The organism is Acinetobacter sp. V2, from assembly GCF_001188385.1.
GTDB lineage: Bacteria > Pseudomonadota > Gammaproteobacteria > Pseudomonadales > Moraxellaceae > Acinetobacter > Acinetobacter oleivorans.
In genome coordinates this window covers 1,780,724-1,793,722 of record NZ_JZFB01000001.1, presented here as the reverse complement: position 1 = coordinate 1,793,722, position 12,999 = coordinate 1,780,724, and the positions used below count along the sequence as shown (strand labels likewise).

At 37.1% G+C, this 12,999-nt stretch carries 10 protein-coding genes and 1 pseudogene; 8 read left to right on the top strand and 3 right to left on the bottom strand.

Annotated features, from left to right (window positions below; translation table 11 throughout):
* Window positions 1-195: pseudogene (locus tag UC75_RS20775) on the top strand (lipoprotein-releasing system ATP-binding protein LolD); the annotation flags it as partial.
* 83 nt (window positions 196-278) lie between these two features.
* Window positions 279-2,711 carry a DNA internalization-related competence protein ComEC/Rec2 gene (locus tag UC75_RS08245; protein WP_049837266.1) on the top strand — a complete coding sequence of 811 codons (2,433 nt, stop codon included), beginning with the start codon at window positions 279-281 and terminating at the stop codon, window positions 2,709-2,711.
* Here the strand turns inward: UC75_RS08245 and UC75_RS08240 are convergent.
* The gene (locus UC75_RS08240) at window positions 2,664-3,647 is read right to left on the bottom strand and encodes a lysophospholipid acyltransferase family protein (RefSeq protein ID WP_128825157.1); all 984 of its coding nucleotides are present in this window, start codon (window positions 3,645-3,647) and stop codon (window positions 2,664-2,666) included. The two genes, UC75_RS08245 and UC75_RS08240, sit on opposite strands and share 48 nt — an antisense overlap.
* A gap of 133 nt (window positions 3,648-3,780) precedes the next feature.
* On the opposite strand from UC75_RS08240, the gene sppA reads away from it, so the two are divergent.
* Together sppA and UC75_RS08230 are read left to right on the top strand one after the other, a co-directional pair.
* Window positions 3,781-4,797, top strand: a complete 1,017-nt coding sequence (sppA, locus tag UC75_RS08235) for a signal peptide peptidase SppA (RefSeq protein ID WP_049837264.1) — start codon at window positions 3,781-3,783, stop codon at window positions 4,795-4,797.
* Window positions 4,798-4,818: 21 nt separating this feature from the next.
* Window positions 4,819-5,628 carry an alpha/beta fold hydrolase gene (locus UC75_RS08230; RefSeq protein ID WP_004790626.1) on the top strand — a complete coding sequence of 270 codons (810 nt, stop codon included), beginning with the start codon at window positions 4,819-4,821 and terminating at the stop codon, window positions 5,626-5,628.
* Window positions 5,629-5,695: 67 nt separating this feature from the next.
* Here UC75_RS08230 and purN read toward each other — a convergent pair whose 3' ends face one another.
* Together purN and purM are read right to left on the bottom strand one after the other, a co-directional pair.
* Complete coding sequence (gene purN / locus UC75_RS08225) at window positions 5,696-6,325, bottom strand: phosphoribosylglycinamide formyltransferase (protein WP_004790628.1); 630 nt, start codon at window positions 6,323-6,325, stop codon at window positions 5,696-5,698.
* On the bottom strand, window positions 6,322-7,392 hold the full coding sequence (gene purM / locus UC75_RS08220; protein ID WP_049837263.1) for a phosphoribosylformylglycinamidine cyclo-ligase: 1,071 nt from the start codon (window positions 7,390-7,392) through the stop codon (window positions 6,322-6,324). The genes purN and purM overlap by 4 nt, the downstream gene beginning before the upstream one ends.
* Before the next feature lie 135 nt (window positions 7,393-7,527).
* Here purM and cxpE point away from each other — a divergent pair, with 135 nt between their 5' ends.
* From cxpE to UC75_RS20770, 4 genes are all read left to right on the top strand, one after another.
* A complete protein-coding gene (gene cxpE, locus UC75_RS08215) occupies window positions 7,528-8,721 on the top strand; it encodes a chloramphenicol efflux transporter CxpE (protein ID WP_004790632.1) in 1,194 nt (397 codons plus the stop codon).
* 20 nt (window positions 8,722-8,741) lie between these two features.
* Window positions 8,742-9,440 carry a DnaA regulatory inactivator Hda gene (gene hda, locus UC75_RS08210; protein ID WP_004790634.1) on the top strand — a complete coding sequence of 233 codons (699 nt, stop codon included), beginning with the start codon at window positions 8,742-8,744 and terminating at the stop codon, window positions 9,438-9,440.
* Between the two features lie 333 nt (window positions 9,441-9,773).
* Complete coding sequence (rbtA, locus tag UC75_RS08205) at window positions 9,774-11,624, top strand: rhombotarget A (RefSeq protein ID WP_049837262.1); 1,851 nt, start codon at window positions 9,774-9,776, stop codon at window positions 11,622-11,624.
* A 15-nt stretch (window positions 11,625-11,639) separates the two neighbouring features.
* A partial coding sequence (locus UC75_RS20770; RefSeq protein WP_228137175.1) for a CSLREA domain-containing protein occupies window positions 11,640-12,999 on the top strand: 1,360 nt, incomplete at its 3' end.

Sequence of the window (12,999 nt, the reverse complement as noted above, 5' to 3'; positions counted from 1 at the left end):
CCTGCCGTAGTTTTAGCGGATGAGCCAACGGGTAATTTAGACCGTAAAACAGCTGTTGGGATTTTCGAGTTACTGACTGATCTTAAGAAAGAGCTCAATATGGCTATGCTTATTGTGACTCATGATGAACAGTTGGCTCAGGCAGCAGATTCAATCTTGCATATGGAAGATGGTCTGTGGGTCAGCGGTTCTTAAAAAATTGTCATTAAATCACATTGTTAAAGCCCACTCAGTTGGGCTTTAATTTTGCCCCTAAAAAGATAACGATATGATTTTAAATGTTAAAGCTTATTTTAATGGGGTGGGTTATAGGTATTGCATTTATGGGAATAGATATTCCTCTCATAACGCAATATGGTTGGATTGGTAAAGTTTTGCTCTTTATCTGCTTAATGTTTTATATTTTTAAGCGGCATCTTGTTGTTAATCGTCCCATTTTAAAAGGAGTTTATTATTTAATCTGTGGTCTAAGCCTTTTTATTATAGGCCATCAATATGCTCAGCATGCCTTAAATGAAAGACTACAACTACGGGAGATGCAACCTGAGTCTTTAGATATTATTGTTTATATAGACCGAATAAGTGAAGAAAAAGATAATAAGACACAGCAACTCGCTCAGGTTCTAGGGCGGTCATCCCATGTGGTGAATTGGTTGCTATATTTAAAAAATGAAAATGAGAGTGCATTAATAGAGGGACCAAAATTACAATTAGGTCATTACTATCGAATTTCGGGTAAAACTAGACCAGCTCATAGTTATGCCGTATCAGGTGCTTTTGATCAAGAACAATGGTTCATTCAACGAAACATAATGTCAGGTTTCAGTATTCAGCATATTGAGCCTTTAAACTCGAATGAAATTTATCGGTTGGGTTATCAAAGTCACTTAAAACAGCAACAAAATTTTTTGACTAGACAACTATTAAATATAGAAAAACTCCGTCTAAAATTTAGATTAATGCTAAAAAAATCTCCATTTCAGAATAAAGGATTGTTATTAGCGCTTCTAACAGGGGATGAAAGTCTCTTAAATGAAGATATTAAAAATCAATTTAAGCAGTTAGGAATCTCTCATTTGTTGGCCATTTCAGGGCCTCATGTCCTCATTTTTGCAATCTTGTTATCTTGGGGATTACATCAATTAGTACGACGTTATTATCCCCAGCTTTATTTGTGGCAACCCAAGCAAATATTAGCAATGATTCCGTTATGTTTTGGCGTTTTGATTTATACAGCTTTTGTCGGCTTTGAAATTCCAGCCTTAAGAACTTTACTCTCAGTATTTTTATTTACCTTTTTATTGTTGATCAAACTGCCTGTTAAGCCATTTTCGCTCTTGGTTTATAGCGCAAGTCTACTTTTACTTTTTGATCCATTTAGTGTTTTATCGGCAGGTTTTTGGCTCTCTTATGGTTCTTGCTTTATTTTATTACGCATTTATCAAACCATAGTACAAGCTCCAAATCGTGCCTCATTGAGTTTGCTATCTAGAATAATTCTTCTAACTAAAACTTTAATTGAATCTCAGGGCAAAATATTTATTGCTCTATGTCCTCTAATGTTGATTTTCTTTCAGCAGATTTCATGGGTAGCACCTCTCACAAATATTATTGCTGTTCCTCTGTTAGGAGGAGTTATTGTTCCTTTAAATATTTTCGCTGCTTGTGTGTGGTTTATTTTTAATTCACTTGGAAATGCACTCTTTCAGCTTAATGATATTTTGCTCAGTATGGTGCTGACATGTTTTAGTCTTTTAGAGAAATTATCTCTACCGTTGCAAGGTTTTAGTCTGACACCACTGGCTTTGATAGGCTTAAGCTGTGCCATTATTATTTTATTTTTACCGCGTGGTGTTTTACCAAAATCTTGGAGTCTTATATGTTGTTTACCCTTAATTATTCCGAATAAAACCTCACAGCAAATTCAATTAAATATTATAGACGTAGGCCAAGGACAAGCGATTTTTCTACAACATCCAGAGCAGACATGGTTAATTGATACGGGTGGTTCTTATGATGAGAAAGCTTTCAGTATTGGTCAAAATGTAGTAATTCCATATTTACGTCAGAAAGGTATTAAGCAACTAGATCATGTGGTGTTATCTCATCTTGACCAAGATCATAGTGGGGCATTTCCTTTTATCGCTCAGGCTTTTCCTATCAAACAAGTCATATCAAATCAGCTATGGGCAGAGAAGGTGAAAGAACCGTTTACCTATTGTCATCAAGGGCAAAAATGGCAATATCCACAGTTAGATATTGAGATACTTTGGCCTAAAGAAAATGATTTAAATTTAGTTCCTACTAACCAAAATGAATATTCTTGTGTTGTTTATATTCATTTAAAACAAGTAAGGGGTTATCAGAATTATTTAATTATGGGGGATGCGGGATGGGAAGCAGAATATCAATTGATAAAAGAATATCCTGATTTAAAAGTAGATGTTTTGGTCTTAGGTCATCATGGTAGTAAGCATAGTTCAGCCTATGACTTCTTAGCGACGTTAAACCCCAAGCTTGTTATTGCGTCTGCCGGCTTTAATAACCGATATGGTCATCCTAGCAAAGAGGTTTTAGCGAGAATACAAGAACTTAATATTCCATTTAAAAGCACAGTTGAGCAAGGAACATTAAGTTTTGTATCTGAGAATCATCAAATGATTTTATACACTCGACGTTTCGAGCGTACTTGGCTTCACAGAAATTTGTGAAGCTTCTGCTTTAAGCTTATCCACAATTTGAAGAGCTTCAGCTGGATCAATATTATAAATATTATCTAAAGCAGGGTTTGCTTTAAAACGTTTATAACTCCAGTGGTAATGTTCTGGATAACGATGGATGAGTTGTTCAATAGCCTGATGAATGACATAAGTTCCATCATCTGCACTACCTTCGTAGATTTTCTCATCCATAGGTTCAACGTGCATCGTAAAACCGTCATGTTCGTTACGAATCGCGTAAAGGAATAAAGCTTTTGCTTTAGTTTTTTGAATAAGCTTGGTACTTAAATTACTTGAAGCAAGTGGAACACCAAAATAATTGATCATACTGCCGCCGACGTTAGGTGTATGGTCAGGCAAAATTACGGTAGTTTCACCTTGTTTTAAGGCTTTAAAAATTTGTCTTACACCAGTTTCGTCAGTAGGAACCAAGTGAGCTTGTTCACGACTACGTGCTTCTCGAACAAAACGGTCCGCATCTTCATTTTTTACTGGCTTGTATAAAATTGTCATTGAAGTGAATTGTGAACACCAAGCATTCAGGACTTCCCATGTACCAAAATGTGGAACAATCAAAACCACACCTTTTTTTGCTGCAAGTGCTTCGTGAAAGTAATGTTCACCTTCAATATGATGAATTCTTTCGATATTCTTACTATTTGATGAGCCCCAAATACTTAAAAATTCAAAGTATGAGGTGACTTCATTACGAATAGCTTGTTGCGTAATTTCTATTCGCTGCTGTGGCGTTAAATGTGGGAGAGCGATTTGTAGGTTTAGTTCTATACTTTTTGATGTTTTAGTAATTTTTAAAGTATTAATTAACCCTGCCAACATACGAGCAAGAAAACGTCCAAATTGAATTGGTTGGCGGCTAAAAGTTTTGAGTAGGTAGTAGTTCATGCTTTTTGTATCTAATTTGGTCATCTATCGCGGTAAAAAGGAAGCAATAATTAAAAAAAGATAAAATTATTATAAATGAAATCATATTATTTAGACAGTTTTTATCAAATCAACGTATATAATGACATCATTTTAGATTAATTTGGATTGGAATTTTATGTCCGATTGGCCACCAAAACCACAAAATGAACCTATAATCCCTAAACAAAATGGACCAGAATGGCAAATTCTTGAGAAGGCTGTACTTGCTTCAGTAGAGGAACAGCGCCGTAGTCGCCGTTGGGGAATCTTCTTTAAAACATTAACTTTTATTTATTTATTATTCATTATTGTACTCATGGGTAAAGGCTGTTCAACCAGCAAAGAAGGCTCTGCTGTGAGTAGCAGTAGTGCTCATTTGGCAGTAGTGGATATTATTGGAACTATTGATGCTTCGAGTAATCAATCAGTAAATAGTGAAGATACAAATAAAGCGCTTAAACGTGCTTTTGAAGCTTCAAATAGTAAAGCTATTGCACTTAATATTAACTCACCTGGCGGTTCTCCAGTTCAGTCTGATGAAATCTGGCAGGAAATTCGTTATTTAAAAAAACAGCATCCAGATAAAAAGGTTTACGCTGTGATTGGTGATATGGGCGCATCAGGTGCTTATTATATTGCGTCTGCTGCTGATGAGATTATTGTCAATCCATCAAGTCTGGTCGGCTCAATTGGTGTAATTATGCCTAACTATGGGATTACTGGTTTAGCTCAGAAACTTGGCATTGAAGATCGCACTTTAACAGCAGGAACCAATAAAGACATTTTAAGTATGACAAAACCGATTGATCCTGTGCAAAAGCAACATATTCAATCTGTTCTTGATAATGTTCACACTCACTTTATCACTGCAGTTAAAGAAGGGCGTGGAAAGCGTTTGAAATCGAACGATCCAGCTATTTTTTCTGGTTTATTCTGGACTGGCGAACAAGCAATCCAATTGGGCGTTGCTGACCGTTCAGGTAACATTACGAGCTTGATGCGTGAACTAAACCTTGATAATAAAGTTGACTACACAATTGAGCGCAACCCATTACAATCCATTTTAGGTCGTATGGGTGCACAAATCGGGCAAGGGGTAAGTGAATCTATTGCTCAAGAAGTGCAGACTAGTCAAAGCGCAAAATTACAATAAAATCTGTTTTAGGATAGCGGTATGTCAATGAAACCAGTTATACACTTTGCTCATGCGAATGGCGTGCCATCAAAAGTGTATCAAAAACTGTTTGACCAGTTAAAAGGGGAATATGACATTATTTATGTTCCCCTGATTGGTCCTGATAAACGTTATCCTGTGACTAACCATTGGCCTGCTTTGGTTGATCAGGTAATTGACAGTATTGTTCGACAGGCGAAAGGACGTAAAGTGATTGGACTTGGCCATTCTCTTGGTTCGGTTTTAACGTTGATGGCATCTTTTCAGCGTCCTGAACTCTTTTCTCAAGTTATTATGTTAGATCCGCCTCTTATTTTAGGGCGATATTCATTTGCATTTCATATGGCAAAATTATTTCGTCCTAAATTAGTTGATGCGATGACTCCTGCAGGCTTATCTGCACGCCGTCGTGAACATTGGGACTCGAGAGAGCAGGCTGCTGAGTTATTACGTCCTAAAGGATTTTATAAAGATTTTGATGAAGATTGTTTTCAAGCTTATATTGATTATGCTTTGAAAGAAGATTCGGTTCGCGGTGGAGTAACTTTAACGATTTCTCGTGAGGATGAAGTTGCAATTTTCCGTAAGAATCCTTCTTGGTGGTGGCTGCCTATGCCAAAACCTAAGATGCCTGTGCATTTAGTTGTAGGTAAAGGAAGTGATTTCTTAAAAAGAGGCTTTCCTCAAATGGCAAAGCGAAAAATGGGAATCCCATTTACTGTGGTTGAAGGGGGACATATGTTTCCTCTAGAACATCCTATTGATACAGTGAATTCTATAAAAAAATTGATTCATCATCAGCCAAATTAATTTTTAGACTTATAAAAAAGGACATGCTGGCATGTCCTTTTTTATTTTTGCTTTTAAGTAAAAAGTTTTACCAATTTGCAAAACGAATAGGGTGTTCAAGAACTTGATCACGGAAATAAGCTTGACCATTTTTCCATGTAAGTTGACCGTTACATAACCACTCTGCTACTTGTGGGTAGATAAAGTGCTCAAGTGCATGCACTCGATTTGCTAATGAAGCGGCAGTATCATGTTCTTTAACTGAAATAGCGGATTGGGCAATTGATTGACCAGAATCCAGTTCTGCAGTTACAAAGTGTACGGTACAACCATGTAAACGATCACCTGTGTTTAAAACACGTTGATGAGTATTCACACCTTTATAAGCTGGAAGAAGTGAGGGGTGTATGTTCAGCATTTTCCCTTGCCATTTGTTGACAAAGGTGGGAGTTAAAATGCGCATGAAACCGGCTAAAATAACCACATCCACTTGCCAAGCCAAGAGTTGTTGATGCATTGCTTCATCAAACACTTCACGAGTTGGAAAGTCTTTATGGGAAATAACTGCCGTAGCAATATTGGCTTTTTGAGCACGCTCTAGGGCATAAGCATCTGCTTTATTAGACAGTACACCTACAATTTGCCCTGATAGATTTGCATCTATCAAGGCTTGTAAATTACTGCCGTTCCCAGAGACTAGAACAGCAATTTTTATCATGCAAAGATCACACGAATTTTTTCGTCTGCACCTTCCACTGATTCAGCATTTTCTTGGATATGTCCAATTTTCCAAGCTTTTTCACCTTGAGCATTAAGCACTTCAATTGCTTTTTCTGCATCATTTGCATCAACAGCAATGACCATGCCTACGCCACAGTTAAACGTACGGTACATTTCAAAGCGTTCTACATTGCCTTCGCGTTGTAGAAGTTGGAATAACTCAGACCATTCCCACGAAGCTTCATCAATGACTGCTTGAGCACCATTTGGTAATACACGTGGTAAGTTACCCGGTAAACCGCCACCAGTGATGTGTGCCATAGCATGTACATCAACTTGTTTGCAAAGCTCAAGAACTGGTTTTACATAAATACGTGTTGGTTCCATTGCAACGTCTGCAAGAGGACGACCATCAATCATTTGAGTTAAATCAACGTTTTTAACGTCTAAAATTTTACGTAGTAATGAGTAACCATTCGAGTGAGCACCACTTGATGCAACACCGATAAGTACGTCACCAGACTTTACTTTAGTACCATCAATAATTTTGCTTTGCTCAACAACACCAACAGCAAAACCAGCAAGATCGTAATCTTCGCCTTCATACATGCCTGGCATTTCTGCGGTTTCACCACCTACAAGTGCGCAACCTGCAAGCTCACAACCTTTACCAATACCAGTAACAACATTTGCAGCAACGTCAACATTTAAGTGACCAGTCGCGTAATAATCAAGGAAGAATAATGGTTCTGCACCACAAACTAAAAGGTCATTTACACACATAGCCACAAGATCTTGGCCGATTGTGTCATGACGATTAAGATTAAGTGCCAAACGTAATTTAGTTCCTACACCATCGGTTCCAGAAACTAAAACAGGCTCTTCATAACCTTTAGGAATTTTGCATAGTGCACCAAAGCCACCAAGCCCGCCCATTACTTCAGGACGACTTGTACGTTTAGCGACTGACTTGATACGATCGACCAGTGCGTCGCCCGCTTCAATGTCGACACCCGCATCTTTGTAGCTTAAACCGGTATTTGGGGTAGAAGTTGAGTTGCTCATAAATGAAGTCTCCGCATTGGCGGCAGATTATAACCTGAATATACGAAACTCTTATGTTATTTATGCTCGAAAATGCTATCTTTAATAAAAATATTTTTTCATTTATAACGATTAAATCAAAAAAGGCTAGATTTTATGCAAGATCGTATACTGCGCCGTATTCTTTTACTCGCAGGTATTGTATTGCTGGTATGGGTATTGTACTTACTCAAGCCTGTAGTCATTCCTTTTATCGGTGCTTTTTTCCTGGCTTATTTATTCAGTCCACTTGTTGATGTCCTGGTAAAAATCAAATTGCCTCGCTGGTTAGCAATTAGTGTGGTGTTCATAGGAATTGGTGTAACACTAACCATTGCATTATGGTATTTGGTTCCTTTGATCTGGAAACAATTGGTTTACGCGCGAGATAGCATTCCAGCAGGTATTCACTGGATTAATGCAGAACTATTGCCATGGGTTTCTTCGACATTTAATGTTCAGCAAATGGAAATTGATACAGATCAAATGTCCAAAGCTGTCATGGATTATGTTCAGACAAATTACAGTGCCGATAGTATTCAAGCTGTCTTATTAAAGCTTGCACAATCAGGCCTCAATTTTATTCAAATTGGTGGAACAGTTGTTCTAATTCCAATTATTGCTTTTTATTTTTTATTAGACTGGGACCGTATGCTACAAAACTTACGCCGTCTCATTCCACGCCCATATGAAGCAACTACTTTACAGATCGTTGGTGAATGCCATAGCGTTTTAGGAGCATTTGTTAAGGGTCAGTTTCTCGTCATGCTATTGCTAGGCGTAGTATATGCAGTTGGTTTACAGCTCATTGGTTTGGAAGTTGGTCTTATTATTGGTATGGTGGCTGGTCTTGCCAGTATTATTCCTTATTTAGGATTTGCCGTAGGTATTATTGCGGCTGTTATTGCCAGCTTGTTCCAGTTCGGTTTGGATTGGATGCATTTATTACTCGTTGGTGTAGTATTTATGATTGGCCAAGCGGTAGAGGGTTATATTCTTCAGCCATTTCTACTGGGTGATAAAATTGGTTTATCTCCTGTGGCAGTTGTTTTTGCCGTATTGGCAGGTGCACAGCTTGCAGGTTTCTTAGGAATGTTAATCGCATTGCCTGTTGCTGCTGTTATTGTAGTGTTGTTGAAGCATTTAAGAGAGAATTATGAAAGAAGCTCACTTTATGCTCCACCTTCTACATTAGTGATCCAACATGGCGATATTGAGCAAATTCATGTAGAAACCGAAAGCACTAAGCTTGATCTTGAAGTTAAAACACAGCAAGATACAGATGAACTGAAATCCCCTAACCAGAAATAATTTCAAGGTTAATTCAATATATGCGTCAACTCCAACTGGATATAGAACCTCAACTTGATGCCCGAATCAGTGATTTTTCGGGACCAAGTTGGGGGAATGTAGTCGATGCTGTGCGTCAACTACATGCTGGTCTGGTAAGTAGGTTTTATATCTACGGTGGAGCAGGGACAGGAAAGAGTCACTTACTTTCCGCAATTTGTGACTCTTATTTAGAAATAGGCAAATCTGCAATTAAAGTTTCTTTGCTTGAACTCCTCGATGCTCCTATCGAAGCAATTACTTCTTTAGAGCATTATGATCTTGTCGCTTTGGATGATATTGAATCAATTAGTGGTGTACCTCATTGGCAAAAAGCTGTCTTCCATTTAATGAATAATCACGAAGGACAGCTAGTATTTTCTTCACGTGTAGCGCCTATTGAATTAAAGTTGGAATTGCCAGACTTACAGTCACGACTTACGCAAGCCGTTAGTGTTAAAGTGCCAAGTGGAAGCTTATATGCGGACCGCTACTCTTTAGTTACGTCTGTAATGTCTAGACGTGGTATCCATTTTGATCAGCAAATTGTTGACTATTTATTATTACATGGCCCTCATCAAGCTTCTCTTTTACTACAGACAGTTGCTCAGTTAGAAAAACTTCTCAAAGGCGAAAAAACAAAACTTTCGAATGCAACTTTAAGACAAATTTATGCTTTGATTGATGAATATCAACCATAGATATCCTTTAATCTTGTCTTACTGCCTCACCTGCGCACATAAAAAACTATTAAAATAGAGTCTCGGACAAAAAATTCTAATTTCAGAGCACTTACCTCTATATCTTTTTAAAGCTCCTTCTAATTTTAAAAAGTCACATTTTTGTATTTAAAAAAGTTTTTTAAATGTATGAAGCTTTTTGTAAGCTGGTTCAAAAATGACTCTACAGACCGACCAAAATGTCTTGAGAAATTCTACTTGCTGTGACAAAGTACGCACAAAGGATGCGATTGCAAAAGCGGAAATTTTGCAATATTGACAAAGAAAAATGAAAAAAGATGTAAGGAGATGGGTATGCTCAAACGGAGCATTGCTTTTGCTTTATTGGCTGCTGCTGGACACGCTTATTCTGCCGATATTCAAGTCACAAGCTTAATTGATGAAGATAAAGACGATACGTTATGTACGTTGCGTGAGGCTGTACAATTTCTTAATTATCGAGCATCTTCCAATGCTGCTGATGTTGAAAAATATGCAACTGGTTATCATGGATGCGGAGGTAAAGACGCCTCTTCAAATATTATTTTGAAGCGTGATAAAGAATATGCATTGAATACAAGTATAACAATTACTGGACCTCTAAATATCCTTACAGAGAGTGACTCTAGTTTTATTGATAATGATGCTCCAGGAACCCATAACGCTAGCATTAAAATGGCAGGTACAGACCGCCTATTTAAAATTGATGATGGTAATGTTGAAAAAACCTCTTTCTCTGTTTCTTTGAGTGACCTTAATTTACAAGGGGCTGGCTCTAAAACCTCCGCATTAGATGGAGGATTAATTTATAACCATGAACAATTAAATATTAAAAATTCACGTTTGCTTAATGGTTATGCTACTCGTGGTGGTGCAATTTACAATGCTGGTAATTTATCTAATACGACAAGAACAGCAGGTACAGTTACCCTTACCAATAATTTAATACAGAATAATAAAGCGGCTCAGGGAGCAGTTTTATATAGCGAAATGCCTCTTTATTACATTACTCAATCTGTTTTACGTGATAATGAAGTTACAGCCGCAGATAACGCTTTATTGTATGTTCAAACCAAGTTTGCAGATGAAAGTACTGGGGGATATTTAACTTCACGTGCTATTGGATTAAGTAATAGTACAATTTTTCATAATAAAGGTGGTTTTATTGCAAATATCCGAGATGGGATGTTTGTTAATAACATTACGATGATTAAAAATGACAAAGGACTATTTCTTGATGCTCCTCAAGGAAATGCTTCTGTTTCAAACAGTATATTAGTAGGGAATACTCTAAATTGTCAGGTAGGTACAACCGATAAAGCAGTTATACAAAGTAATTTGGTTACCGCAGAATGTAACCGAAATGCGACCTCAAAGCTTCCTAATATTCTTTATCCCGCTAATGAAAAATTAATTGCGGGAGATACAGATGAAGGTGTGTGCGATGTAACAGCTCAAAATGGATTGTTATGCCCTTATAACACGCCAAAAAATAGCTTTTTGGGTTTCTTTAGACCACGATTACTTGAGAATTATAAAAATTTAGCTGAATCATTGATCATTAATAAGGGACGTCTTTATAGTGATGGCTCTTCAATTGGTTTAGCGAGTTGTGAAAGATACGATCAACGTGGTAAGAGTCGGAGTGGATATGATGAGCTCTGTGATTTAGGTGCAATCGAATATATTGTAGATAGTGAAGTCTCTTCAGTTGGTCAAGATATTAAATATGGCCAAGTTGCAAAATTCGGTATTTTAGGTTCTTTAAGTGAAGCTGATTTGGTTACGCCTGCTACGTGTAAGCGATTGTTTGGTGAGCGTGCTGATGGTAAAGACTGGCAACCAGGATGTCTTAAAGTTAGACAAAGTACAGATACACCAGTTTCAAAAGGCACTATAACCTTAGATCAAAATGGTAATGTAATTTATACGCCAAATGGAAATTGGCATGGTGCAGATATTTTTAGTATTCAAGTGGTTACTAGCGTATCTCGTTTTAATGAGGGTGAAGATTTTCAATATATTACTATCCCAACAAGAATTGTTCAGGAACCTTTATCTGGAATTGAAGATAAATCGGTGAGTACTGGCGGTGGGGGAAGTGTAGGCGGCGGTTTAATTTTAGGGTTATTTGGATTAATTGCATTACGCCGTTTCAAGTCATAAACAGGGATGTGGGCTATGAAAAATTATCAAAAAGCACTGGGTGTAATTACTGTTATCGCAGCAATGCCTTTAATGGCTCAAACAACAATAAAAGTTACAACATTTGCTGACGAAGATAATGAGAACATGAATGCATGTTCTCTACGTGAAGCGATTACAGCAGCTGAAATGCGTAAATCTTATGGAGGGTGTGAGGTTTCTGCAATTGATGCAAACTACACAATTCAACTCGAAGGTGGTACTTACACCTTAAATAAAGAATTAACCCCTAAAATCGGTTTGAATATTATTGGGAAAGAAGCGACGGATTGGGAGCGAAAAGGAGTTCTAACTAATGACTATCCAGCCCAAAAAGCGCTTGAAACTCGTATAAATGCTGGGGGAAAATCACGTATCTTTAATACGGCTGTTTACCAGCAACCTTTAACATTAACTAATATTATTTTAGAAAATGGGAAAAGTACTGATTCTGGTGGTGCAATTTATGCTGGCGCCGATGTAACTTTAAAAAATAGTCAGATATTAAACTCACAAGCATCTAAAGGTGGAGCGATTTACCTTGGAGGTAATACTGCCAGTTTAACGATGAGTCATTCTTTAATTCAAAACAATGGCCTGACTTCAACTGAAGGTAGTATTCTCGCAATGAGTTGTATGTTTAATACTTCATATAGCGCCCGTACTATATCATTGGATTCAAATAGTTTTGTTAATAATGGATCGACTAGTTCAATAAGTGCTTTTAATTTTTGTGGTAGCCCTACAGCCTCCTTTACAAATAATACAATTGCACAAAATATTGCGAGTCCGACTAACGGTAGTATTCTTAAATTTACAGGAGATGCTGATCCAGCAAAAAACCAAACCAGTAATTTAAGTTCGGCTAGTAGCTTAACATTGCAAAATAATACGATTGTTGAGAACTCTGCAAACACAACTTTTTTATATGATAAATTAGGTGATAAAAACTTAGACTTTAATGTATTAGCTTTTAATAAAGGGGCTTACGCTTGCCGATATTTACTTGGGGCAGCAGCTGAGGAAAAAGATACTGGACTAGATTTGAGGTTTAATGCGTTAAATTTAACAGGCAGTGCACCAAAATGTGATGTACCCAAAGAAGTAGTTCCTACAGGTAATACTAATATTGATGTAATAAATAATCCTTTAAATACTTTATTAGAGCCTTTAAAAGGACCTAATGAAAATAATGGTTTTTTACCAATTTACTATCCTAAAAATAATTTTTCAGAGCCAGATTTAATTGATGTAGATTCAGAAAATAAAGGTACTTGCCAGACTCAAGATCAGCGTGGGTTAGCTAGGTTGGTAAGTAATACATACTATTATCAAACTTTAAATAAAAATAGTTGTG

Bases quoted from the DNA above. Each gene is read 5' to 3' on its own strand.
- UC75_RS08240 (WP_128825157.1), bottom strand. From the start codon at position 3,647: ATGACCAAATTAGATACAAAAAGCATGAACTACTACCTACTCAAAACT.
- UC75_RS08230 (WP_004790626.1), top strand. From the start codon at position 4,819: ATGTCAATGAAACCAGTTATACACTTTGCTCATGCGAATGGCGTGCCA.
- rbtA (WP_049837262.1), top strand. From the start codon at position 9,774: ATGCTCAAACGGAGCATTGCTTTTGCTTTATTGGCTGCTGCTGGACAC.
- purM (WP_049837263.1), bottom strand. From the start codon at position 7,392: ATGAGCAACTCAACTTCTACCCCAAATACCGGTTTAAGCTACAAAGAT.
- UC75_RS08245 (WP_049837266.1), top strand. From the start codon at position 279: ATGTTAAAGCTTATTTTAATGGGGTGGGTTATAGGTATTGCATTTATG.
- purN (WP_004790628.1), bottom strand. From the start codon at position 6,325: ATGATAAAAATTGCTGTTCTAGTCTCTGGGAACGGCAGTAATTTACAA.
- sppA (WP_049837264.1), top strand. From the start codon at position 3,781: ATGTCCGATTGGCCACCAAAACCACAAAATGAACCTATAATCCCTAAA.
- hda (WP_004790634.1), top strand. From the start codon at position 8,742: ATGCGTCAACTCCAACTGGATATAGAACCTCAACTTGATGCCCGAATC.
- cxpE (WP_004790632.1), top strand. From the start codon at position 7,528: ATGCAAGATCGTATACTGCGCCGTATTCTTTTACTCGCAGGTATTGTA.